Source organism: Brevibacterium sp. CFH 10365 (assembly GCF_009299785.1).
Taxonomy (GTDB): Bacteria; Actinomycetota; Actinomycetes; order Actinomycetales; family Brevibacteriaceae; genus Brevibacterium; species Brevibacterium limosum.
In genome coordinates, this window is sequence record NZ_VIGO01000003.1 from 310,297 (window position 1) to 333,445 (window position 23,149).

A 23,149-nucleotide genomic window follows, 5' to 3' on the forward strand; every position below is an offset into this window, starting at 1 on the left:
CGCGTTCAACGCCAGCGCATGCGCAGCACCGAGGTCAGTCCCCAGGGGTCGCCTCCACGCACAGCCGCGAGGATACCGGCCCCATCGGGATTGCGAGTGTAGACGGGATGGCCTCCCCCGATCCATGCGTCCCAGGCTGCGGCGAAGGCCGCCGCACGGTCCTTCTTCGTCCCCAGCACGGTGGGCACGCCCACCCAGATCGGCTCAGCTTCCCGGGGGGCACCGATCCCCCGCCGCATTCGCGTCCACCACCCGCGCAGCCCATGGTCGAGGGGCGGCAGCTGCCAGCACGGCAGCAGGTACCGCGGATCGCCGATCGGCGACACCGCTTCGTCGAGAGCGAGGGCGAAAGCCTCCGCCGAGGCGGGATCCGCATCGAGGTGGCACCGCAGGTCGCCGTGTGAGTCGATCGTCAACCGTACGGCGTCGGCACCGGCGCTGCTCAGTCCGAGGGTGTGAAGCGCCTCGGCGGTGGCACCGGCGATCTGTGCGACGGTCGGGGTGGCCCCGTAGACGCGTTGTCTGCGGCCGCCGGCAACGGTGAGGAGAACCGGCAGACTGAGCAGCAGACCGGCGGCGATGAGGCCGAGGGCCCAAGCAGCGGCTCCGCCGCTCAGCGCTGCCGCTGTGACCATGAGGAACCCCACCGCTGCCCAGACGATGACGACCGGCGCGCGGAGAGCGAAAGGAAGGATCGTGCCCGGGTCGCCGTCGCTGTGCCTCGGCATCGGGATGATGCCCTCGGCGTCGGCGGCGCCTTCGGTGCGGGCGATGTCGGGGGCCCTCTCGGTGCCGGCGGCCTCGGGCACGGCACGAGCGGTGTCGGCGACGATGCGCACCGATCGCAGCTCCTCGTCGCGGTAGTCTGCGCCGACATGCCACCGTTCGGCCACCTCGGCGCGGGATCGGGACCGTCGGGTCATCCGCGCATTGATGGCGTCGATATCGTCCTCGGGCGGGTAGAACGGCGAGAATGCGGGATCGATATGGGCGACGCCGTCGACGATCTCACCGCTTGAGTCAGTGCCGAAGAAGCCGTCGTGTTTGCGTACGACGCGGCTCCAGTCCTGGCCTCCGCGCGGGTGGTCCGGGCTGATGCACACGACGGTCCAGTTCAATGCGACCTTGTCCGCCCACTTCGGGTCCTCGCGAAGCGCCCGGCCGCGGGTCTGCGTCACGGCGGTCGGGGTGGTCGCGCTTGTGAGGTCGATGAGTCCGGTCACGGCCGGGGCGTCCCATCCCTCCCCGAGAAGCGCTCGGGTGCCGATGAGCACCTGCGCTGACCCGGAGGCGAAGAACGAGGTCACGTACGGCACCCAGTCACGGCTCGTCCAGCGCCCGTCGACGCGGCTGACCCCGGCGATGGGATCGGTGACGCTCAGGCGGGCGGCGAGGCCCGCGTCGTCGACGGCGATGTGTTCGATCAGCGCGTGCAGTACGTCCGGTGGTCCCGCGACGGTGCGCCCGGAGACGAGCAGCGGGTTCAGACGTGCCGTCCGGGAGTCGGCGGCCAAGGTCTCCAGGGTCAGGAGTGCGGATCCGGACCGTTCGTCGAGGACGTCGCGGACGTCGGCGGCCAAGGTCGCGGTCGCGGACTCGAAGTCGCAGAGGACGAGCATCCGCAGGTGGTCTCCCAGGGCTGCGGCTTCAGCGGAGACGATATCGACGCAGGCGAGCGGCTTCGACGCCGAATGAGACAGGACCCGATCGGTCGGGGACCGGCCGGCGATGATTCCGTGGCGGGTCCAGCGGTGACCGATCGCGGGCAGCCTGCGTCGGATCTCCTCGGCGAGGTCCTGGTCTGATGGGGTTTCGGAGACGAGCAGGTGGTGGCGCATCCAGTCTTCGATGAGTCGGGCCCAATCGTCCGGATCGGGGTCGCGACGGTGCTGTTCACCGGGTCGGGCTCCGGGCGGCAGGCGCAGCAGATCGGCATGGTGGAGGCGCAGTGCCGCATCGCAGAGTTCGGGATGCTGCCGGCTCATGGTCTGCCAACTCACCGATTCGGCACGGTCGCCGAGGAACCGTCGGTCCACCCATTCGAGCAGACCGATCGTGCCCTGGTCGGGGTCGAGGACGCCGGTGATGAACTCGGAGTGCCGTTCTGCCTGCGCTGACAGCCAGTCCTGTTCGTCTCGGGTGGGTTCAGTGACCCAGACGAGGTCGGCAAAGGGGACGAGATCGCCTTCTTTGACGAGCGCGGGGATGGACGCGGAGTAGCGGATGGCGGAAAAGAGGTCGGTGACGAGTTCGCGCTGCCGGTTCGACATCGTCGCCGGTGGTGTGGCGGTGAGTCCGAGCACCCAGATGTCGGGCAGCAATGCGAGCAGGTCCGACAGCAGTCGTCCCCAGACTTCGAGCAGGTGATGGCATTCGTCGAGGATGAGCAGCATCGGGCCGGCTGCGAGGAGGTTGTCGACGAGGGCCCGGCCACCGGGGGCCAGGGAGGCGAGCAGACTGTGCTGATTCGAGGCAGCACTCTCGTCTTCCGGTTCCCCGTCCGTGTCGAAGACGGCCAGGGACTGGTACGTCAGGGCGGTGAAGGTCTGGGTGAGATCACGTGTGCTTCCGGCCGGAGGACGTCCCTCGCCGAGGCGGTTCCATTCCTCGGCCCATTGTGCTTGGATCGCCGTATTCGGCCCGAGGGCCACAACGCGTTCGACGAGATTCCGATCGAGCAGGTGAGCCGCGTATTCGATGCCGACCCGAGTCTTTCCTGCGCCTGGCGGCAGGACGATCCAGGACCGGCGCTCATCGACAGCGGTCCCCTGGCGCAGAGTCGAGAGCGCTTCGCCCTGGTGACGGCGCAACGGCGGCTGGGTCGCTGCCGCCTCCTGCACGCGCTCAGTCATCGCCACGCCCGCCGAAGTTCTCCGGGTCGACAGGTCGGTTCTTCTTGGGCATCTTGGCCACGACAAGACAGTAGGACTCGAGAACGAGATCGTGGAGCAGGTCGGCATCGAGGCGATCGCCAGCCGCTTCCGCGCCAGGGTCTGGCCCGCTCTCATCAGTATCCGACCCATCGCCGTCGTCGCCGACCGCCTCCCCCTCACCGGCGACGGTGACGGTGACGGTGACCCAGTGCTTCTTGTTCATGTGATAGCCGGGAGAGATCTCCGCGTAGGCGTCACGCAGCACCTCACCGTCGAGAGGATCGACCTTGAGATTGAGGCTGGGTGTCCCACGCAGCTCATAGGACATCATGAACATCTTCCCGCGCACCTTGTATACGGCATTGTCCGGCCCGAACGGGTAGTCGAGTTCGACCGAGGGGTACTGCATGGCCTGGTCGTGGGCCAGGCGGAGCACGGTGTCGGGGTCCATGCGTGGAGAGTAGCAAAGGGCACTGACTCCAGGACTGACGATAGACTCGAATCATGCCTGAGACCCCACCACGCGCTGCTCCTCACCTGCTGCTCGCCGCCCTCGGCGGGACCATCGCTTCGACGGCAGATGCCTCCGGTGGAGTGGCCCCTGCACTCTCGGGCGCCGAGATCGCTGCGGCCGCTGGCCTCGATCAGGTCTGGCCGAATCTGCAGGCCGATTTCACTCAGGTCGCTCAGGTCTCGAGCGCGAATGTCACCTTGGAGATGCTCTTCGACGTCGTCGAGCTCGCCCGCACGTCGGATGCCGACGGCATCGTCCTCACCCAAGGCACCGACACCCTCGAGGAGTCCGCGTTCGGGCTCTGGCTGCTCAATGACTCGGGCACTCACATCGCCGCCACCGGGGCTATGCGCAACCCGACCCTGCCGGGTGCCGACGGACCGGCCAACGTCCGCGCCGCCGCGCTCACTACTCTGTCCGACCAGGTCAGCGACCTGCCGGCGTCTCTTGTGTTCGATGACGAAGTCCACGATCCGAGGTTCGTGAGGAAGTCGCACGCGACCTCGACGGCCGCGTTCTCCTCCGGTCCCGTCCTCGGTGCGATCGGGTGGCTGAGCGAGGACGACCTCCACCTCCCGCACGCACCGCGCACCCCGAAGTCGCCCTTTGCCGGGCTGTCCCGTCCGTCTCGGCTGAGCAAGATCGCCCTCGCCGAGGTGGGGCTGGGTGAACCGGAAGAGACCTTTGATCTCATCGCCGGGTCCGGATTCGACGGCGCCGTGATCTCCGGAGTCGGCGGAGGGCACGTCCCCGAGGACCTCGTGCCCGCGGTGACCCGCCTGGCAGATGCCATGCCGGTGGTCCTCGCCTCGCGCACAGGAGCCGGCGTGAGCCTGCGCCGCACCTACGGCTATCCGGGTGGGGAGATCGGCCTGCTCGAGGCCGGGCTCATCCCCGCCGGGATCCTCGACGCCCGCAAGGCCCGTATCGTGCTCACCCTGACGCTGAGCTTCGGGCTCTCCCCAGCCGAGGTGTTCGCTCACTTCTCATAGCCCAAACCTGCGACGCTCACTTCGAGCAGCCCCGGCTCACACCGCTGACACCACTCACGCCCGCCGAGTGGATCCGCGCACCACGAGTTCGGGTGTGAACCGACGATCGTGATGATCGTCCGAGGCCGAGGCATTCTCCTGCAGAAGCGTTTCCACCGCGGTGCGCCCGAGCAGGGCGGCCGGCTGGCGAATCGAGGTCAGCGGCACGATCGTCGAGAACGCATAGTCGATGTCGTCGTAGCCGACGATCGCAATGTCTTCGGGGATCCTCAGGTCGCTGAACATGATCACCGCCTGCATGAATCCGACGGCGAGCAGGTCGTTGGCACAGAAGACCGCATCGGGTCGCTGGTCGGCAGGCAGATCGACGACCTTCTCGCCTGCATCGCGTCCGGCCAGGATCGTCAGCTCTTCGGTGCCGAACACCGGCAGTGCAAGCCCTGACTCCGCGACCCGCTCCCGTGCTCCGGCGAGCCGATCGGCCACCTGCGGCAGCGACTGCGGTCCCCCGATGAAAGCCGGACGCCTGCAGCCTCCGGCAATGATGTGATCCAGCGCCATCCGTCCCCCGGCGATATTGTCCACCGTCACCGAGGACAGGGCGTAGCCGTTCGAGGCGCGGTCGACGAGCATGACAGGCGTTCCCCGACCGGCGATGGATTCGAGTTGGGACAGATCCGCCCCTGCAGGGGTCACGAGCAGACCGTTGACCCGCTGTTCGGCGAAGAGGTCGACATATTTCGACTCTCGTACCTCATCAGTTCCCGAATCCCCGATGAGCAGCGCCAGCCCCGCCTCATCGCAGGCCTGTCTGGCACCGTGGGCGACCGAGGCGAAGAACGGGTTCGAGGTATCGAGCACGACGAGTCCGAGACTGCTGCTGTGACCGGAACGCAGCTGTCTGGCCGCGGCATTGCGGACGAAGCCGAGCTCCTCGATGGCGGCATTGACCTTCTGCGCGGTCGCGTCGGCGACCTTCGACGATCCGTTGACGACATGAGACACGGTTCCGACCGAGACTCCGGCACGGTCGGCGACCTCGCGCATGCTCACCTTGGCCATGAGTCTCCCTCTGTGATCTGCAGTCCGAGCCCACCGCCGCCGCGGCCGGGGGCATGTCTCATTGTGCCTGACGCAGATCGGCTCGGTCCGCTCAGGCCGGCGTCGAATGGTGCGCAATCCAGAACTGTCTTGATGTGACCTCGATGACATGCTAGTGTTCCCAGCAACAATATTGAAACGTTTCAATCTACTATCGCAGTCGCGGAGCCGCGGCCAATGATCCATCCCGGAGGAATCTATGCAGGACACAACGACGTCGTCCAAATGGAAGGCCACGGTCGCCGTGGCCATGTCGAACTACATCGAGGCCGGTTCGATCATCGCGATCGCCACGAGCATCAGCCTGTGGCAGACCGAGTTCGGCCTCGACAGCATGGCCGTCGGTCTGCTCAGCGCTCTGAGTGCCAACGCTTTCGGTGCCGCGATCGGAGCCGCTATCGGCGGCCCGCTCTGCGACCGCTACGGCCGCAAGTTCATCTACACCTACGACCTGCTGCTGTACATGTTCGGCACGCTTTTCGCAATCTTCGCGTTCAACTTCGGATCGCTGCTCATCGGCTTCGTCCTCACCGGCATCGCCGTCGGTGCCGGCGTCACCGCTGCCTGGACCTACATCGCGGAGGAGGCCCCCGACGGTCGCCGGGCCGGCCATGTCGGAGTCGCCCAGCTGGCCTGGTCGATCGGCCCGATGATCGGCTTCCTGCTGGCGGCTCTGCTCGAACCGATGGGTCTGCTCGGCTCGAGGATCATCTTCGCCCACCTCTTCGTCATCGCCTTCATCACCTGGTGGGTCCGCCGCGGACTGAGCGAATCACGCCGCTGGACCGAGAAGCAGGCAAACCCGAACACCGTCGGCACCTACCGCGGCATCTTCGAGATGTTCACCAAGAAGAAGAACATCACCGCGCTCCTCTTCCTCATCGGCGTCTACGGACTCTGGAACACCGTGGCCGGGCAGGCCGGAATCTTCCAGCCCCGCATCTACGAAGCCACCGGACTCACCGACGCCCGCTCCCAGTACCTGCTGCAGGTCCTCGTCTGGGGCCTGACCAGCGCCGCCACCTTCTTCGGCTTCATGCGCTATGGCGACAAGGTTTCCCGCAGGTGGCTCTACGGTTCAGGTGCCGGCCTCGGCGTCATCGCATGGGCCGTGCTCATCTACGGACCGGCCGGCTGGTTCTCACTGCTGACCTTCGCCATCGGCTGGGGCATCTCCTCGGGCATCGGAGCGCAGGCGTTCTACGGCCTGTGGGCGGCCGAGCTCTTCGCCACCCGCTACCGCGCATCTGCGCAGGGCTTCATGTTCATGATCGTGCGCGTCATGGTCGGCGTCCTCTCCCTATGGTTCCCGCTCATGCTCGAGAAGACCGGCATCCACGGAGTCGGATTCCTCATCCTCGGGCTCCTCGTCGCAGCCCTGCTCATCGGCATGATCTGGGCCCCGAAGACGCAGAACAAGACACTCGAGGAGATCGAGATCGAACGCTACGGACGTCTCCTCGACGCCGATCACTCCACCGAAGTGGCCGTCGGCAACCTGCGCGTCGACGGTTCCCCTGCAGTCGACACCGCGGGCACCACTCCCGACCGGGAGTCCTGAAGTGGAGCGCGTGTGCTTTCGCATGCAGGTCGACCCGGCCCGTCTCGACGAATACATCGCCGCCCACCGTGCGGTGTGGCCGCAGATGCTCGAGGCCCTCGAAGAGACAGGGTGGCGCAACTACTCTCTGTTCGCCGATCCTGCGGGCATGGTCATCGGCTATCTCGAGACCGAGGACTACGAGGCCGCACAGAACGGAATGGAGCTGACCGAGATCAATGCGGCCTGGCAGGAATCGATGTCACCGCTCTTCGCCGCCGGGGGCTCCTTCGACGCCGGCCCCGAACGGCTGCGGGAGGTCTTCCACCTCGAAGACCAGCTCGCCGCCGTCCGAGCAGCCGACGGACCTGGATGACTCCGGCGCTCACCACAGCCCTATCCGCAGCACGCCACCATGTCTGACTCAGCACCACAGCAACAGTAAGGAACAGCCACTCTCATGAGCACTCAGCCCAGCTTCGCCGACATCTCCGACCAACTCGCCGCACAGGAGATCGAACTGCCGTCCTGGGCATTCGGCAACTCCGGCACCCGCTTCAAGGTCTTCGGCACCCCGGGCACTCCGCGTGACCCGTTCGAGAAGATCGGCGATGCGGCTAAGGTCCACGAACTCACCGGGCTCGCCCCGCAGGTGGCACTGCACATTCCGTGGGACCTCTGCGATTTCGATAAGTTGGCTACCCATGCTGCGGACCTCGGAGTGCGCTTGGGCACCGTCAACTCGAACACGTTCCAAGACGACGACTATAAATTCGGTGCGCTGACTCACGAGGACGAGCGCATCCGCAACAAGGCCGTCGACGCCCATTTCCAATGCATCGACGTCATGGATCGCACGGGGTCGAGGGACCTCAAGATCTGGCTGGCCGAAGGGTCGAACTACCCAGGTCAGGCGGATATGCGGGGCCGTCAGGACCGCCTCCACGATTCGCTCAGCCGCATCTACGACCGCCTCGGCGAGGAGCAGCGGATGGTGCTCGAATACAAGTTCTTCGAGCCCTCGTTCTACCACACGGACGTCCCCGACTGGGGCACGAGCTACACGCAGGTCGCAGCACTGGGCGACAAGGCGATGGTCTGCCTCGACACCGGGCATCACGCGCCGGGAACGAACATCGAGTTCATCGTCATGCAGCTGCTGCGGCTGGGCAAGCTCGGATCCTTCGACTTCAACTCACGGTTCTACGCCGATGACGACCTCATGGTCGGCGCCGCCGACCCGTTCCAGCTCTTCCGCATCCTCCACGAGGTGATCCGCGGAGGCGGTCTCAACAGTCCGGATATTGCGTTCATGCTCGATCAGTGCCACAACGTGGAGAACAAGATCGAAGGTCAGATTCGTTCGGTGCTCAATGTTCAGGAGATGACCGCGCGCGCCCTCCTCATCGACTCAGACACACTCACCGAAGCCCAGCGGTCAGGCGATGTCATCACCGCCAACGACATCTTCATGGATGCGTTCTACACCGATGTGCGCGGCGATCTGGCCGAGTGGCGGGTCTCCCGCGGACTGCCGGCCGACCCCATCCGCGCCTTCCGCGAATCCGGCTACCAGGAGCAGATCGCCGATGAACGCGTCGGCGGCACCCAAGCCGGCTGGGGCGCCTGAAGCTCAGACACCGACCCCGCCCACTTCGTCACTCGCACCACCCACAGAGGAGAACCATGACATCGACCAATCCGACAGTGAACGAGCTCATCTCCCGCTCGAATTCGCTGGGGGCCGACCGTCGCAATACGAACTATGCCGGCGGCAACACCTCGACCAAAGGCACCGATATCGACCCGGTGACCGGGGAAGAAGTCGAACTCATGTGGGTGAAGGGCTCCGGAGGGGACCTCGGCACACTCACTGCCGAGGGACTCGCCGTGCTCCGTCTCGACCGTCTGCGGGCGATGGAGAACACCTATCCGGGCGTCGAACGCGAAGATCAGATGGTCGCAGCCTTCGACTACACCCTGCACGGCAAGGGCGGAGCCGCACCGTCGATCGACACTGCCATGCACGGGCTCGTCGACGCCGCTCACGTCGACCATCTCCATCCCGATTCGGGCATCGCCATCGCTACTGCAGCCGACGGTGAGACGCTGACGCAGACGATCTTCGGCGACAAGGTCGTCTGGGTACCGTGGCGTCGACCAGGCTTCCAACTCGGCCTCGACATCGCCGCCATCCGACGGAAGAACCCACAGGCCGTCGGCACCGTCCTCGGAGGACACGGGATCACCGCGTGGGGAACCACCTCGGCGGAATCCGAAGCCAACTCCCGATGGATCATCGACACCGCGGCCAGCTACATCGACGAGCACGGCCGCCCCGAGCCCTTCGGCCCGGCACGCGCCGACTACTCTGCCCTGTCCGCGGATCAGCGCCGGGCCAAGGCCGCGGCCCTGGCCCCGCACCTGCGCGGCCTCGCCTCAACCGACAAGGCGATGGTCGGTCACTTCACCGACAACGACGCGGTGCTCGAGTTCCTTGCCGGAGAGAAACTCAATGCTCTGGCCGAACTCGGCACGAGCTGCCCCGACCATTTCCTGCGCACGAAGGTCAAGCCGCTGGTCATCGACCTGCCGGCGGCCACCTCGGTCGAGGACATCATCGCCACACTCCCGACGCTGCACGAGACGTACCGGACCGACTACGCGGCCTATTACGACCGGCATGCCGATGCCGACTCGCCCGCTATGCGCGGTGCGGATCCGGCGATCATCCTCATCCCGGGAGTGGGCATGTTCTCCTACGGCGCAGACAAGCAGACGGCGCGCGTAGCCGGCGAGTTCTATGTCAACGCCATCAACGTCATGCGCGGCGCCGAGGCACTGTCGACCTACGCGCCCATCTCCGAGTCGGAGAAGTTCCGCATCGAGTACTGGGCGCTCGAGGAGGCGAAGCTCAAACGCAAGCCCGCACCGAAGCCGCTTGCCTCGCGCATCGCCTTCGTCACCGGTGCCGCCTCGGGCATCGGCAAAGCCATCGCCACCCGGCTCGTGGCCGAAGGCGCATGCGTCGTCATCGCCGACCTCGATCGGGAGAAGGCGCAGTCGGTCGCGGCCGAACTCGGTTCGCCCGATGTCGCCGTCGGCGTCTCTGCCGATGTCTCCGATGAGGACGAGGTGCAGGCGGCCCTGAACGAGGCGGTGCTCGCTTTCGGCGGTCTCGATCTCATCGTCAACAACGCCGGACTGTCACTGTCGAAGTCGCTGTTCGACACGACCGAGGCCGATTGGGACCTCCAGCACAACGTCATGGCCAAGGGGTCGTTCCTCGTGTCGAAGAATGCCGCCCGCATCCTTGTCGACCAGGGCATCGGCGGAGACATCATCTACATCTCCTCGAAGAACTCCGTCTTCGCGGGACCGAACAACATCGCCTACTCGGCGACGAAGGCCGATCAGGCCCACCAGGTCCGTCTGCTCGCCGCCGAACTCGGCGAATACGGTATCCGCGTCAACGGCATCAACCCGGACGGCGTCGTGCGCGGTTCGGGCATCTTCGCCGGCGGTTGGGGTGCTCAACGAGCGAAGACCTACGGGGTGGAGGAGAAGGATCTGGGCAAGTTCTACGCTCAGCGGACCATCCTCGGCCGTGAGGTCGTTCCGGAGAATGTGGCCAACGCCGTCTACGCACTGTGCACTTCCGACTTTTCACACACGACCGGTCTGCATGTGCCCGTCGACGCGGGCGTCGCGGCGGCCTTCCTGCGGTGACCTCGGCCGGGCAGGAGACCACAGCAACGATGACCACCAGGAACACCACCGACCTCACGCTCGCGGCCGTGGACCTCGGCGCCACGAGCGGACGCGTCATCCTCGGCGGGGTGGCCAGCGGCGTGCTGCAGATGAAGCATGTTGCTCGGTTCCCCAACGTCCCGCAGCACCTGAGTGAAGACCTTCACTGGAACATCCAGTCGCTGTTCGCCGCGGTGAGTGACGGCCTTCGGGACGCGATCGGAATGAGCCCGAACCTGACCAGCATCGGCATCGATTCGTGGGCAGTCGATTACGGGCTGCTGCTGGACGGAGCGTTGCTCGGCATCCCCCATCATTACCGGGACGGACGGAATCTGCGCGGTGTCGAACTCGTCCACGAACGCGTCGCCCCGGATGAGCTCTACGCCCGCAATGGTCTGCAGCACCTCGACTTCAACACCGTCTTTCAGTTCGCGGTCGAATCCGAGTCCGGGTTCCTCCACCTGGCCGACAGTGCGCTGCTCATCCCCGACCTCATCGCCTTCTGGCTCACCGGGCAGATGCGCACCGAACTGACGAATGCCTCGACGACCGGGCTGCTGTCGATCAACGATGGAGGCTGGGACGTCGTCCTCATGGAGCGACTCGGACTGCCGAGCGATATGCTGCCTGAACTCGTCTCCCCCGGCGAACGCATCGGGGAACTCAGCGCACCGGTCACTCAGCGTCTCGGAGCGGCCGACCCGATCCAGGTCACGGCCGTGGGCAGCCATGACACCGCCTCGGCGGTGGTGGCCGTGCCGATGGAAGGGCAGAACTGCGCATATATCTCCAGCGGAACCTGGTCCTTGGTCGGGCTCGAGATCGACGAGCCGGTCGTGACCGAGGAAGCGCGCCTGGCGAACTTCACAAACGAGGGCGGAGTCGACGGGACGATTCGGTTCCTCAAGAACGTCTCGGGTCTGTGGCTGCTGAGCGAATCGATGCGGCAGTGGGAACACGACGCCACCGACGCTCAGCGCAGTTCGGATCTCGAGACCCTGCTCGCCGAGGCGGCGGCGATCGAGGCTCCCGTCGCCGTGTTCGACCCGTCCGATAACCGGTTCACCCCGCCCGGGGATATGCCTACCCGGATCCGCGATTGGTGCATTGAACACGGCGTCGAACCACCCCACTCCCGCGCTGAGGTGGTCCGGTCCATCCTCGAATCACTCGCAGGCGCTTATGCCGAGACCATTGCGACGGCCGAGCAGCTGACCGGGAGGATCGTCGAGACGGTCCACATCGTCGGGGGCGGTTCGCAGAACACACTGTTGTGTCAGCTCACCGCGAATCGCTCCGGCCGGAGAGTGCTCGCCGGTCCCGTCGAGGCCACGGCGATCGGCAATCTGCTCATTCAGGCGCGGGCCGCCGGACAGGTCGATCCGACCAGCAGGTTGGACGATCTGCGTCAGGTCGTGAAGAACTCGTTCCCCGTCACCGCGTACCTGCCGGACTGAATCGCTCAGAGGAGGCGGCGCTGACCAGTTCTGGTCAGCGCCTCCTCCTCATCCGGCGTCACCTATTGCCTGAGAGTTCAGCTCTCTGCGCCCACGGCGACAACCATCTTGCCGAAGTTTCCGCCGGTGAGCAGATCGTTGAAGTACTCAGGCGCCTTCTCGAGACCGGGACGGATGTCCTCGCGGAAACGGACCTTGCCGTCCTTGAGCCAGCCGCTCATGTCCTCGAGGAACTGACCGGTGAGCCGTTCGGCGAACTCGGTCTGGATGAAGCCGCGGACCAGCAGCGACTTCGTCAGGATCTGTCCCATCAGCGCACCCGAACGATCCGGGCCCTCCGGCAGCGATGTGAGGTTGTAATTGGCGACGAGGCCGCAGACCGGAACGCGTCCGAAGGTGTTCAGCCGTGGCAGCACGGCGTTGAACACGTCCCCGCCGACGTTCTCGTAATAGACGTCGATTCCCTGCGGGACAGCCTCTTTCAGCTCCTGCCGCAGGTTCCCCGTCCGGTGGTCGAGGGCAACATCGAAGCCGAGCTCCTTCAGGTGAGCGACCTTGTCGGGCCCGCCGGCGATGCCGACCGCGGTCGCACCCTTGATCTTCGCGATCTGGCCGACGACAGAGCCGACGGGCCCGGTTGCTGCGGCCACGGCCACGGTCTCGCCCTCCTTGGGCTGGCCGATCTCGAGCAGTCCCGCATACGCGGTGAACCCGGGCATGCCGAGCACGCCGAGGTGGGTGGAGATCGGTGCGAGCTCCGGGTCGATCTTGCGCAGGTGCCCGGTGTTCTCCACCGAGTATTCCTGCCACCCTCCGTAGCCGAGGACGATGTCGCCGACAGCGAAGTCGTCAGAATTCGATTCGACCACCTCGGCGACGGTCGCACCGACCATGACATCGCCGACCTCGACGGGCTTGGCATAGGACTTCGCGTCCGACATCCGCCCCCGCATGTACGGGTCGAGCGAGAGGTACAGAGTGCGCAGCAGCACCTGACCCTCACCCGGGGTGGGAACGGGCACCTCATCAAGCAGGTAGTTCTCCGCAGTGGGAGCGCCCACGGGGCGCGAGTTCAGGCGAATCCGGTGGTTGGTCGTCATCTGGCTGTTTCCTTTCATCGGATGGTCCGTGTCATCGACACGTCCGTGTCATCGGAACTGTCTGTCATAGCAACCGTTCGGGATCGATCGATGTTCCTGATCGAACGATTTTTCTCTCGCCGAGGCGGCCCCGAGTTCCGCTCTCACCCGCCCATCCGCTCCGACCGTGGCATCATCGTCGCCGACCGAGCCCGCCGATTCGCCCGCGAGCCTGCGGGCAACGGTCTCCCATTCCGGATCGAAGGCCCAACGGAAATCGCCGAGGCGGTCGAGCAGCTCCGTGCCGTTGGCGCGGATGAGCTCCGACCACTCGGCCGGCCACGCCCCGAAGTTCGCGGCCGCGGCGAGTTCGTCGACGTCCTTGAACACGGCACCGGCAGGATCGAGCCGACTGTCACCGGTGTGCAGCGGCAGCGAGGCAAGCGGGAAGGTGATGTCGAGGATGTGGTCGCTGGTGAACAGTGCGTCATCGGTTCGCGCATGCGTGGCCTCGAGATTGATGTACCACTCGGCACGAACCCGGCCCGGCGCGTCAACGGCGTCGCCGGAAACAGTGTCATCGGGAGCAGCCGCCTCGTCGTCCTTGAGCAGCACCCACACGGAGAACGGAACCTCGGGCGGGACGATCTTGAGCACTCCGCGCCCTCGCCAGGTGCCGTCGACATTGATCCTGGTCGGCGCCTCGGCGAGAGGACGGAACCGTGCCTTCAACGGCACATCGTGCGCATTCGTCTCCTCCCACCCGACGATGCGGGTCTCCTGCGTCGGCGTGCCCCCGGCCAACCACAGGACGGCGCCATCGGGACCGTCGGCGATGACACGCATCGGTCGGGCCGCCTCGGCGAGGTCCCGGTCGAAGTCGAAACGCCGGAACGTCCAGGTCACGGTCTGCCCCGGATCCCAGAACGGCGCCTGCCCCACGGCTCTGTCCTGGGGCGGAGTGGGGATCGTAAACGGATCGCGCAGGCTCATGCGGGCAGTCTATGCGCCGGGCATGGACGAGCGCTGAGGACGGGGCCGGCATCCGCGCAGCCGTGCTGTGCGACCAGTGAGCCGGACTCCGGACCACCCGCGGAAGCCCCGGCGGCGAGGTCATAGAGTGGGGCCATGAACGACTCCGATGATGCAGCCACTCACGCGGCCCCGGCCTCACACGATGCGCCGATCCCGCAAGCGAACCCCGCCCCGGAGACGACGATCGGTCGCGTCGTCGAGGTCCCCGACACGATGACCGCTCCCCCGCGCACCGACGCCGAAGTCCCCGACTACGTCCGCGCCCTCGGCCTGCCCGGCCTCGCCGACATCCACGTCCACTTCCTCCCGCAGAACGTGCTCGACAAGGTGTGGGAGTACTTCGACAACGCCGCCGCGAACTACGGCCGCGACTGGCCGATCAACTACCGCTTTGACGATGACACCCGCCTGAACATCGTCCGCGAACTCGGCCTGCGCGCGATCCCGGCCCTGACCTACCCGCACAAACCCGGGATGGCCGCGTGGCTGAATAAGTGGAACGCCGAGTTCGCCGCCGCCCACGACGACGTCATCCACTGCGGCACCCTCTTTGCCGAACCCGAATGCGCCGACTACGTGCCGGCGGCGCTCGCAGCCGGCGCGAAGCTGTTCAAGGTCCACGTCCAGGTCGGCGTGTTCTCCCCCGACGACGGGGTCCTCGACCCCGCGTGGAAGGCCCTCGAAGAGGCCCAGGTGCCCATCGTCATCCACGCCGGATCCGCACCCCTGACCGGCAAGTACACCGGCCCGCAGGCAGTGGCGAACGTCCTCGCCCGGTTCCCGCAGCTGAAGTTCGTCATCGCCCATATGGGCATGCCCGAATACGACGAATTCGCCGACCTCGCCGAGAGATACGACAACGTCTTCCTCGATACGACGATGTTCGCCTCCGGATACTTCTCCTCCCCCGCCGAGGTGGCCCCCGCCTACCGCGAACGCCTGGCCGGGCTGGAGGACAAGATCATCCTCGGCTCGGATTTCCCGAACATCCCCTACCCGTATGTCGACCAGATCTCCGGACTGGCCGCCCTGGGCCTCGGCGATGAGTGGATGCGCTCGGTGCTGTGGACCAACGGCGCGAGGGTGCTCGGTCTCGACTGAGTCTCAGCCGTCGCGGGGCACCCGGTCGGCGCCGACGACACCGGTGAGCATCTCCTCGGAGATCGGGGCACCGCGCCGGATGACGCTGATCTGACCGGTCGATTCGAGGATCACGCACGCCACCTCGTCCCGGTTGCGGATACCGGCCGAGCGGAGCTTTGCGACGAGTTCATCATGGTCGACGTGGCTCTTCGAGAGGTTGTCCGTGAGGATCTCACGACCGGCCATGAGTACCACCGCCGGGGAGTTGACGACGCTGCGGACGAATCCGAAGCGCCGTCCGATTCCGCTCAGCGCCTGCAGGATCAGCAGGGTGGCCAGACCCAGGATGCCGGCTGCCAGGGTCGGGGTATCGCCGAGGATGGACCGCCCGATGATCGCACCCATGGCGATGATCGCGGCCACGTCGAAGCTCGACAGGCTCGCCAGTGTGCGCTGGCCGAAGATGCGCAGGAGCAGAATGATCCCGAAGTAGAAGGCCACGCACGAGACGACGATCCTGATCGCGTCGACCCCGTTGAGCCCGTATTCCATCCAATCCATGAGAACCTCCGGAACGGATGATACGCCTGCCACGAGTTCGGGGCTCTGCAGTTCAGGGCTCAGACCGAGCGCAGCCATTCGTCGACGGTCACGTCGGACATCCTCGGTACCGGTGGGATGAGACCGTCGCGGGCCATCGCACCGAGCAGGGGAATTCCGACGACCTTCGGCGGCTTCATCCCAGCCTTCCCGGCTCGCGTGGCGGCGAGTCTGCGGGCGATCTCAGCGAAGTCGCTGATCTCGGGACCGGCGACCTCGATGGTGCCGCGCTCGCGTGCGTCGATGGCCTCGGCCATCATGCGTGCCGCCTCGGTGGCGGCCAGGGGCTGCACGCGCATCTTCGGCACGAAGCGCAGCGGACCGGCCTTGATCGTCATCGTGTCGACGAGCTCGAACCATTGGGCGGACCGGAAAATCAGCAGCTGCTCATCCGGGGTGAGCCGGCGAAAGATGCGCTCCTGCATCGCCTTTCCCTGGTAATAGCCCTGCAGCCGCGACTCGGCGGCCTCGGGACGGAAGGCGATCGACAGGACGACCACGGAAGTGCCGGGCTGGTCGGCCGCGGCTTCGGCGATCGAGCGGGAGCTGCGGGAGAAGAAGTCGATGGCCTTGTGGGCGTTGATCGTCAGCTGGTTGACGCAGTCGACGAGGACATCGCTGCCGTCGGCCGCCTCGGCGACTCCCTGCCCGGTCACCGTGTCGACCCCGCTTCCGCGGTGGGCGGCGATGACCGTGTGTCCGCGTTCGCGCAGCTGGGGCACCAGCTGCCTGCCGAAGGTTCCGGTGGCTCCATAGACGGTGATCTGCATGATCGTCGGCCCCTCAGACGCCACGCGGGCGGGCCCGAAGTCGAGCCCGCCCGTGCGCCGGTCGTATCTCAGTTCTGGTTGACCGTGACCCTACCAGTGTCGGCTGTGGCCGAGATCGGAACGAGGATCTTGTCGTCGGCTTCCTTCGGGTCCTTCGCCACATCGAACTTCTCCAGATCGGAGGCGAGGTCGACGGTGCCGTCATTGGACTGCGCGTTGATCCGGTAGAAGAAGTCCTTGCCCAGCTCTTCACCGGTGAGCTTGAGGTTCGGCACCCGCATATCGATCGAGCCTTCCTCGGTCTTCGCGATGATTCCGCCGGTGGGCATCGCCTGGTTGGTGAAGTCGAGGTCGACGGTTCCCGTCGAGCTGACCACGTCGAGGCGATCGCTGACGGTGAGGTTCTCGCCTTCGACGGCTCCGACTCCGGTCTTGGCCGACACCGTTCCGAAGTCTCCGTCCAAGTAGGTGGCGCCCCAGTCGCTCGAGGTCCGCACCTTGTCAGCCGAGCCGGTCACGCTCACGGCTCCGCCGCCGGTGTCGGCGCTGATCTCGGCGAAGTCACCGGTGACGTCGAACCGGCCGTAGTTGCCGTCGAAGTCGAGGGTGAGATCCTTCGCCGTGCTGGTCGGGATGGTGACTGTCAACCGTGTGTTCTCCAGGTTCCGAGCGTTGCTCAGGGCCACCTCGGCGGTATCGGCTCTGCTGTCGACCTCGAGGTTCGCGGAGCTGTCGCGGGGACCGGTGCCGGTGAGCTTCACGGTCGCCTTCGCGACGTCGGCGGTCTTGATGTCGACGGCCCCGCCGGAGTCGAGACCGACCTTGAGTTCCTTCATCGCCTTCGGCAGCGGTTCGGTCGATTCGATCCGCCCGTAGTCGAGGCGGGAGGCACCATGGGCGGTGCTGACGATGACGGGGACGAGGAGGACGACGGCGGCGAGGATGATCAGGACCGCGCGCAGACCGACGCGGGCGGATTCGCTGATGCGCACTGTGGCAGGCATTCTAGGCTCCGAGGAATGTGAGGACGGCGAGGACTCGGCGGTTCTCCGAGGTGTCGGCGGTGAGGCCGAACTTCGTGAACACCGAGGAGATGTGCTTTTCTACGGCACCGGCACTGAGGTACAGGGTGCGGGCGATCGCGGCATTGGATTTGCCTTCGGCCATGAGCTGGAGGACTTCGATTTCGCGTGGGCTCAGGGTCGACAGTCCGTCCTTCTTGCGCGTGCGCACGAGGATCTGAGACACGACCTCCGGGTCGAGGACGGTGCCGCCGCCTGCGACCTCGTCGACCGCTGTCAGGAAGTCTTCGACATCGGCGACACGGTCTTTGAGCAGGTAGCCGAAGCCGCCGGTGTTCTCGGCGATGAGTTCGGAAGCGTACTGCTCTTCGACATACTGGCTGAACACGAGGACCTTGACATCCGGGTTCTGCTTGCGGATGAGGACGGCGGCGCGGATGCCTTCATCGGTGAACGTCGGGGGCATGCGCACATCGATGACGGCGAGGTCCGGCGGATCGTTGTGGACGACGGCCAGGAGTTCGCTGGCGTCGGGCACGGCGGCGATGACCTCGTGTCCGGCGTCCGCGAGCAGTCTTTCGAGTCCGGCCCGCAGGACGGCAGAGTCTTCAGCGATTACGATGCGCATGGCACCTCCACAACTACAGTCGTTGGCCCACCTGCGGGGCTGGTCAGGTTCAGTGTGCCACGAGCGGCTTCGACCCGGTCGATGAGACCGGCGATGCCGGTGTGACGGCCGGAGCGGTCGACGCGTGCGCCGCCGTGGCCGTTGTCGGTGACGACGATCTGCACACCGGTCTCGATCGGGGCGATGAACACGCTGGCGCGAGTTGCGCCGGAGTGCTTGGCGATGTTCGTCAGGCATTCGGCGACGACGAAGTAGGACACGGCTTCGGCTTCGCGCCCGATCCGACCCTCGAGCCGGACATCGACGTCGACGGGAATCGTCGAACGACCTGCCAGGGCGGAGACGGCGGCGTCGAGTCCGCGGTCGGTGAGGACGGCGGGGTGGATTCCGCGGGCGAGCTGGCGGAGTTCGTTGACGATGCCCTTGGCTTCGGTGTGGGCCTCGGAGACGAGTTCCTTCGCCCGGTCCGGATCGGAGTCGATCTTCGTCTTCGCCATTCCCAGGGTCATGGTCAGTGCGACGAGGCGGGGCTGGGCTCCGTCGTGGAGATCGCGTTCGATGCGCAGACGTTCGGCGGCGGCCGCCTCGAGGCCGGCCATGCGGGCCCGGTCGAGTTCGGTGACTTCGGCCTGCAGTGCGACGGTGCGAGCCGGTGCGAGCAGAGCCCGATCGAGGGCGCGGTCGAGCAGCGGGGCGAACCACAGGATGGCCAGGGAGCTGGCGAGGACGATGACGGAGCCGATGGCCACACCGATGCGGGCCGGTCCGTCGATGGATTCGCCGACGAAGAAGGTGTTGACTCCATGGGGGTTGATGGCCGCGAAGATGCCGAAGATGGATCCGCAGATGCCGGCGAGGGTGCCGGCGACGACGATCGCGCCGAGGAGCATCTTGATGTAGTGATGCGCCGTCGAGCGCCAGAAGGCACCGGATTTCACCTGCAGCCAGCGGTTGTGGAGGAAACGGCCGAGGCCGGGTTCGCGGTTGCTGCTTTCGATCTTCGGGACGGGGATCTTATCGGAGTAGATGAGTTCGGCCCTATAGCGTTCGGCGTTGTTCGCCACCTGCTGGACGAGGACCCAGACGAGGAGGGCGAGGACGCCGAGGCCGAGGGCGAAGATTCCGCCGATGCCGGTGAACAGCAGCCCCAGCGGGATCCATGCCCAGATCACGGCGAGGACGGCGGAGAGCACGAGGTTCGCGACGCCGATGACTCCGGTGGGGCGCTTGGGCCAGGTGATGGGGCCGTCCGCGGGGATCTCCGTGACGTCGTCTCGGCTCAGCGGCAGCGATCCGGTGACCGGTGCGAAGGCCAGGGGTTCGCGTTGCGGCTTCATCCGCCGAGGCGGCCGCGGGCGTGGCACCGGCTGTGCGTTCGAGGCGGGTCGCGGGGGCCCGGGGGGTGGAGCCCGGTGCGTGGTCGGTGCGTACTGCGCGGTCGGCATCTGCTGACCGAACTGCGGGGGTGGGCCGGGTTGAGGGGCGTGGCCGGGCTGAGGGGCGGCATGTGGGGCGTAGCCGGGCTGAGGGGCGTGGCCGGGTGGAGCGGGATAGCTCGGGTTGGTCGAAGGCACGTACCCGGGTGGTGTGGCTTGAGCCGAGGGACGAGTGTGGGTGACCGGACGGGACGGACCCGTCGGCGGGTGGTCCAAGTGGTGAGTCGGGTCGCCGACTCCCATCACCCGAGTCGAGCCCGTTGCAGAGGGCACGTCGAGGTCAAGGGGCTTCGTCCGGAACTCTCCGGCACGACTGGCGGTCGGTTCGTCGACTGCTGCTGCGTCGACCTCGGTGGTCGGCGGTGCGTTGACGATCGCTGCGGCGCTGATGGACTCTTCGCGCGCTGATTCAGGCGACTCGTCGGAAGCCGAATCAGCCAGGGATGCTCCGGCGGACTCGCCTGACGACGTTTCAGCCTCGGGGGTCTGAGTCTCCAGCGGATCGGTGCCGTCGGGCTCCTGATCCTGCGGGTTCTCGGGGGTCTTCTCACTCATACCAGATACGCTACGGGAGCCGCGGGCTCGCCAACAGCACGAAGACCTCCGACTCCGCGTCGGGTTTTCCCGACACACTGTGACCGCGGACACCGGATCTCCGGTGGAGACTGGAACCACAGACGCGCACCACGCCGCTGCGTCCCCAGACGCGTCGCACAACGCCTCTACATCCGACTGCCTTCGGCCGCACACCCCGAGCATCCATCCTGCTGCCTGCGACGTTTCAGAGCATCCCTCACCCGTAGCAGCAATTCGCTCCGCTGCAACGCGGTGTTCTGCCGCTAGGGGTGAGGGATGCCGAAGCACCGCGAGGACATGCCACTCGGCGTAGGACGTGCCGCTCCCGGTGCGGGCTGGTTGTGGTCGATGACGGTGGAGGCTATACGGGCACGCCGACCGGAGCAGCCTGCCCCGAAGCCGCAACACGGACTGGGGTCTCGTCAGTCTGCGGCGAACCAGCGCCCTCCGCCGTGGCGTCGAGGGCCTGGGCGAGGTCGGCGAGGATGTCGTCGATGTCCTCGATGCCGACGGACAGGCGGATGAACCTGCCCGAGACGCTGACCTCGCTGCCGGCCACGGACAGATGCGTCATCGTCGCCGGGTGGTCGATGAGGGACTCGACTCCGCCGAGCGACTCGGCCAGAGTGATGAGCTTCGTGTTCGCCACCAGCGCCAGCGCCCGCTCCTCGGTGTCGGTACGCAGGGACACCACTCCCCCGAACCCGCTCATCTGCCGCTTCGCGACCTCATGCCCGGGGTGCGAAGGCAGACCCGGATAGATCACGTCGGCCACCTCGTCGCGGGTCTCGAGCCATTCGGCCACCGTCTGCGCATTCTCACAATGGGCCTTCATGCGCACCGGCAGAGTCTTGATCCCGCGCCTGGTCAGCCACGCGTCGAACGGGGAGATGCCCAGCCCGACGGACGCGAGGTGGCCCTCCAGACGGTCGACCACCTCGGCGGCGCGCGGACAGCTCGTTCCATCACCGGCGAGGACGGCACCGCCGATGACATCGGAGTGGCCGTTGATGAACTTCGTCGTCGAGTGGACGACGATATCGGCCCCGAGCTCCAGCGGACGCTGCAGCACCGGGGTCGCGAAGGTCGAATCCACGGCCAGGAGCGCGTTCGCGGAATGGGCGAGGCGGGCCGCCTCGGCGATATCGATGATGTCGAGTCCGGGGTTGCTCGGGGTCTCGACCCAGACGATAGCGGTGTTGTCATTGATGGCGGCGGCGAGCGCCGCTGAGTCGGTGAGGTCGACGGTGCGGATGACCACGCCCCAGCGCACGTACTCGTTCTGCAGCAGTCGGAAGGTCCCGCCGTAGACGTCGCGGGGCAGGATGACCTCGTCCCCGGGACGCAGCAGCGCGGAGAACACCGCCGCCTCGGCCGAGGTTCCCGAGTTCACCGCGGCCGCGAAAGACGCACCCTCCAATTCGCACAGCGCCTGTTCGAGGTCGCTGCGGTTCGGGGTGCCCGTGCGCGCATAGTCGAATCCTGCGCGGGTCTCACCCGGGGTGTCCATCATAAAGGTGGAGGTCTGGAAGATCGGGGCCACGACCGAACCGGTGTGCGCCTCGGGCATGGCTCCCGAGTGCACCGATCGGGTCGAGATTCCGGCGGGTGTGGTGGGTTCTGAGATGTGTGAACTCACGGCGGATCCTTCCTTCACTGATGGGCACCGCTGCATCTGCGGTGTGCTTCAGTGTGAGTGGAACAGGAGGGCCCACGCGAACCTGCTGACGCACACGGTCACTTCGCGTCATATGTCACCGAGAAATGTCATCTTTCGTCTCGATCTCTGCCATCGTCCTCTTCCCCCGGACTGCTTGCGGGTGTAATACTTAGCCGCATGGTTAAGTATTCGGATGAGCTCGATGCGCTGTTCTCCGCATTGGCCGACCCCACGCGGCGCAGAGTCATCGCTCGACTCGGACAGGGGCCAGCCAGCGTCGGCGAGCTCGCCCGACCGCTGTCGATCTCGCTGCCATCGCTGATGAAACATGTGCGCAGCCTCGAATCGAGCGGCCTCATCCGGACCGAGAAGTCCGGGCGGGTGCGCACCTGCGTGCTCGCTCAGAATCGCTTCCACCTGCTCACGGGCTGGCTGGAGGAACAGCGTCGGATCTGGGAAGAGAGCACCGATCGACTCGAACAGTTCGTCACCAAGGAGGAATCATGACCACTCCACTCTCTCGCACCCGGAACCAGGACCCGGACCTCGACCTGAGCATCCGCCGCATCATCCGCGCTCCGACGCAGACGATCTGGGACGCCTGGACCACGCCGGACCAGCTGGCTCAGTGGTGGATACCGGCACCGCTGAGCCTGCGCGTGGATTCGCTCGAGCTCACGCCCGGCGGTGCCTTCGTCACCCGGATGAGCGATGACGGCACCGAATGGCATCCGCATGTCGACGCGGTGTTCCTCGTCATCGAGGAGGGCAGCCGGCTCGTGTTCACGAATGCCGTCAACAGCTCCTGGCACCCGGCTCTGCCCGACCCGGTGGCGATGACCACGGAGATCATCCTCGGCGACCATCCCGACGGCACCGACTACCAAGCCATCGTCCGGCACGGCAGCCCCGAACAGCGGGCCCGCCACGAAGAACTCGGGTTCTTCGGCGGGTGGGGAACCGTCACCGACCAATTGGCCGCTTCGGTTGAGTGACTCGTGCGCCCCGTGGCCCAGCTGTGCCCGGCCCC

Annotated in this window: 20 protein-coding genes; 9 read left to right on the plus strand and 11 right to left on the minus strand. The window is 66.3% G+C overall.

Annotated features, from left to right (window positions below; translation table 11 throughout):
- Positions 1–5: 5 nt before the first annotated feature.
- Together FHG09_RS07530 and FHG09_RS07535 are read right to left on the minus strand one after the other, a co-directional pair.
- On the minus strand, positions 6–2,852 hold the full coding sequence (locus FHG09_RS07530; protein ID WP_193627307.1) for a DEAD/DEAH box helicase family protein: 2,847 nt from the start codon (positions 2,850–2,852) through the stop codon (positions 6–8).
- Positions 2,845–3,324: an MmcQ/YjbR family DNA-binding protein gene (locus FHG09_RS07535; RefSeq protein WP_152347027.1), complete on the minus strand. Its 480-nt coding sequence runs from the start codon at positions 3,322–3,324 to the stop codon at positions 2,845–2,847. Before FHG09_RS07535 ends, FHG09_RS07530 begins: the two co-directional genes overlap by 8 nt.
- Before the next feature lie 53 nt (positions 3,325–3,377).
- Between FHG09_RS07535 and FHG09_RS07540 the strand changes: the two genes are divergently transcribed.
- Positions 3,378–4,379 (plus strand): asparaginase, encoded by a 1,002-nt coding sequence (locus tag FHG09_RS07540; protein WP_152347028.1) that lies wholly within the window; start codon positions 3,378–3,380, stop codon positions 4,377–4,379.
- A gap of 54 nt (positions 4,380–4,433) precedes the next feature.
- Here the strand turns inward: FHG09_RS07540 and FHG09_RS07545 are convergent, their stop codons facing one another.
- A complete protein-coding gene (locus FHG09_RS07545; protein ID WP_152347029.1) occupies positions 4,434–5,441 on the minus strand; it encodes a LacI family DNA-binding transcriptional regulator in 1,008 nt (335 codons plus the stop codon).
- A gap of 238 nt (positions 5,442–5,679) precedes the next feature.
- Between FHG09_RS07545 and FHG09_RS07550 the strand changes: the two genes are divergently transcribed.
- The 5 genes from FHG09_RS07550 to FHG09_RS07570 all read left to right on the plus strand — a co-directional run bounded on the left by FHG09_RS07550 (position 5,680) and on the right by FHG09_RS07570 (position 12,230).
- Complete coding sequence (locus FHG09_RS07550; protein ID WP_227492620.1) at positions 5,680–7,041, plus strand: MFS transporter; 1,362 nt, start codon at positions 5,680–5,682, stop codon at positions 7,039–7,041.
- A 10-nt stretch (positions 7,042–7,051) separates the two neighbouring features.
- Positions 7,052–7,396 (plus strand): L-rhamnose mutarotase, encoded by a 345-nt coding sequence (locus FHG09_RS07555; RefSeq protein WP_319803249.1) that lies wholly within the window; start codon positions 7,052–7,054, stop codon positions 7,394–7,396.
- 84 nt (positions 7,397–7,480) lie between these two features.
- Complete coding sequence (gene rhaI, locus FHG09_RS07560) at positions 7,481–8,650, plus strand: L-rhamnose isomerase (RefSeq protein WP_152347031.1); 1,170 nt, start codon at positions 7,481–7,483, stop codon at positions 8,648–8,650.
- Positions 8,651–8,706: 56 nt separating this feature from the next.
- Positions 8,707–10,749, plus strand: coding sequence for a bifunctional aldolase/short-chain dehydrogenase (locus FHG09_RS07565; protein ID WP_152347032.1), 2,043 nt, complete (start codon positions 8,707–8,709; stop codon positions 10,747–10,749).
- A 29-nt stretch (positions 10,750–10,778) separates the two neighbouring features.
- Positions 10,779–12,230, plus strand: coding sequence for a rhamnulokinase (locus tag FHG09_RS07570; protein WP_152347033.1), 1,452 nt, complete (start codon positions 10,779–10,781; stop codon positions 12,228–12,230).
- A 77-nt stretch (positions 12,231–12,307) separates the two neighbouring features.
- Here FHG09_RS07570 and FHG09_RS07575 read toward each other — a convergent pair whose 3' ends face one another.
- Together FHG09_RS07575 and FHG09_RS07580 are read right to left on the minus strand one after the other, a co-directional pair.
- Positions 12,308–13,330 (minus strand): NADP-dependent oxidoreductase, encoded by a 1,023-nt coding sequence (locus FHG09_RS07575; RefSeq protein WP_152347034.1) that lies wholly within the window; start codon positions 13,328–13,330, stop codon positions 12,308–12,310.
- Between the two features lie 48 nt (positions 13,331–13,378).
- Positions 13,379–14,302 (minus strand): DUF402 domain-containing protein, encoded by a 924-nt coding sequence (locus FHG09_RS07580; RefSeq protein WP_193627308.1) that lies wholly within the window; start codon positions 14,300–14,302, stop codon positions 13,379–13,381.
- 135 nt (positions 14,303–14,437) lie between these two features.
- Between FHG09_RS07580 and FHG09_RS07585 the strand changes: the two genes are divergently transcribed.
- Positions 14,438–15,445 (plus strand): amidohydrolase family protein, encoded by a 1,008-nt coding sequence (locus FHG09_RS07585; RefSeq protein ID WP_319803250.1) that lies wholly within the window; start codon positions 14,438–14,440, stop codon positions 15,443–15,445.
- A gap of 3 nt (positions 15,446–15,448) precedes the next feature.
- Here FHG09_RS07585 and FHG09_RS07590 read toward each other — a convergent pair whose 3' ends face one another.
- The 6 genes from FHG09_RS07590 to FHG09_RS07615 all read right to left on the minus strand — a co-directional run bounded on the left by FHG09_RS07590 (position 15,449) and on the right by FHG09_RS07615 (position 22,098).
- On the minus strand, positions 15,449–16,066 hold the full coding sequence (locus FHG09_RS07590; RefSeq protein WP_227492621.1) for a DUF421 domain-containing protein: 618 nt from the start codon (positions 16,064–16,066) through the stop codon (positions 15,449–15,451).
- Complete coding sequence (locus tag FHG09_RS07595; protein ID WP_152347035.1) at positions 16,048–16,797, minus strand: SDR family oxidoreductase; 750 nt, start codon at positions 16,795–16,797, stop codon at positions 16,048–16,050. Before FHG09_RS07595 ends, FHG09_RS07590 begins: the two co-directional genes overlap by 19 nt.
- Before the next feature lie 68 nt (positions 16,798–16,865).
- Entirely contained in the window at positions 16,866–17,801 is a 936-nt protein-coding gene (locus FHG09_RS07600; protein ID WP_152347036.1) for a hypothetical protein, read from the minus strand.
- Between the two features lies 1 nt (position 17,802).
- The gene (locus FHG09_RS07605) at positions 17,803–18,447 is read right to left on the minus strand and encodes a response regulator transcription factor (protein ID WP_152347037.1); all 645 of its coding nucleotides are present in this window, start codon (positions 18,445–18,447) and stop codon (positions 17,803–17,805) included.
- Positions 18,435–20,438, minus strand: coding sequence for a sensor histidine kinase (locus FHG09_RS07610; protein ID WP_152347038.1), 2,004 nt, complete (start codon positions 20,436–20,438; stop codon positions 18,435–18,437). The genes FHG09_RS07605 and FHG09_RS07610 overlap by 13 nt, the downstream gene beginning before the upstream one ends.
- Before the next feature lie 382 nt (positions 20,439–20,820).
- Complete coding sequence (locus FHG09_RS07615; RefSeq protein WP_227492622.1) at positions 20,821–22,098, minus strand: trans-sulfuration enzyme family protein; 1,278 nt, start codon at positions 22,096–22,098, stop codon at positions 20,821–20,823.
- A gap of 198 nt (positions 22,099–22,296) precedes the next feature.
- Here FHG09_RS07615 and FHG09_RS07620 point away from each other — a divergent pair, with 198 nt between their 5' ends.
- On the plus strand, positions 22,297–22,626 hold the full coding sequence (locus tag FHG09_RS07620; protein WP_152347040.1) for an ArsR/SmtB family transcription factor: 330 nt from the start codon (positions 22,297–22,299) through the stop codon (positions 22,624–22,626).
- Entirely contained in the window at positions 22,623–23,114 is a 492-nt protein-coding gene (locus tag FHG09_RS07625; protein ID WP_152347041.1) for an SRPBCC domain-containing protein, read from the plus strand. Before FHG09_RS07620 ends, FHG09_RS07625 begins: the two co-directional genes overlap by 4 nt.
- The last annotated feature ends 35 nt before the right edge of the window (positions 23,115–23,149 follow it).

Bases quoted from the DNA above. Each gene is read 5' to 3' on its own strand.
- FHG09_RS07570 (WP_152347033.1), top strand. From the start codon at position 10,779: ATGACCACCAGGAACACCACCGACCTCACGCTCGCGGCCGTGGACCTC.
- FHG09_RS07575 (WP_152347034.1), bottom strand. From the start codon at position 13,330: ATGACGACCAACCACCGGATTCGCCTGAACTCGCGCCCCGTGGGCGCT.
- FHG09_RS07535 (WP_152347027.1), bottom strand. From the start codon at position 3,324: ATGGACCCCGACACCGTGCTCCGCCTGGCCCACGACCAGGCCATGCAG.
- FHG09_RS07565 (WP_152347032.1), top strand. From the start codon at position 8,707: ATGACATCGACCAATCCGACAGTGAACGAGCTCATCTCCCGCTCGAAT.
- FHG09_RS07585 (WP_319803250.1), top strand. From the start codon at position 14,438: ATGAACGACTCCGATGATGCAGCCACTCACGCGGCCCCGGCCTCACAC.
- FHG09_RS07600 (WP_152347036.1), bottom strand. From the start codon at position 17,801: ATGCCTGCCACAGTGCGCATCAGCGAATCCGCCCGCGTCGGTCTGCGC.
- FHG09_RS07620 (WP_152347040.1), top strand. From the start codon at position 22,297: ATGGTTAAGTATTCGGATGAGCTCGATGCGCTGTTCTCCGCATTGGCC.
- FHG09_RS07605 (WP_152347037.1), bottom strand. From the start codon at position 18,447: ATGCGCATCGTAATCGCTGAAGACTCTGCCGTCCTGCGGGCCGGACTC.
- FHG09_RS07580 (WP_193627308.1), bottom strand. From the start codon at position 14,302: ATGAGCCTGCGCGATCCGTTTACGATCCCCACTCCGCCCCAGGACAGA.
- FHG09_RS07610 (WP_152347038.1), bottom strand. From the start codon at position 20,438: ATGAGTGAGAAGACCCCCGAGAACCCGCAGGATCAGGAGCCCGACGGC.
- rhaI (WP_152347031.1), top strand. From the start codon at position 7,481: ATGAGCACTCAGCCCAGCTTCGCCGACATCTCCGACCAACTCGCCGCA.
- FHG09_RS07595 (WP_152347035.1), bottom strand. From the start codon at position 16,797: ATGCAGATCACCGTCTATGGAGCCACCGGAACCTTCGGCAGGCAGCTG.
- FHG09_RS07545 (WP_152347029.1), bottom strand. From the start codon at position 5,441: ATGGCCAAGGTGAGCATGCGCGAGGTCGCCGACCGTGCCGGAGTCTCG.
- FHG09_RS07540 (WP_152347028.1), top strand. From the start codon at position 3,378: ATGCCTGAGACCCCACCACGCGCTGCTCCTCACCTGCTGCTCGCCGCC.
- FHG09_RS07590 (WP_227492621.1), bottom strand. From the start codon at position 16,066: ATGGCTGCGCTCGGTCTGAGCCCTGAACTGCAGAGCCCCGAACTCGTG.
- FHG09_RS07625 (WP_152347041.1), top strand. From the start codon at position 22,623: ATGACCACTCCACTCTCTCGCACCCGGAACCAGGACCCGGACCTCGAC.
- FHG09_RS07530 (WP_193627307.1), bottom strand. From the start codon at position 2,852: ATGACTGAGCGCGTGCAGGAGGCGGCAGCGACCCAGCCGCCGTTGCGC.
- FHG09_RS07550 (WP_227492620.1), top strand. From the start codon at position 5,680: ATGCAGGACACAACGACGTCGTCCAAATGGAAGGCCACGGTCGCCGTG.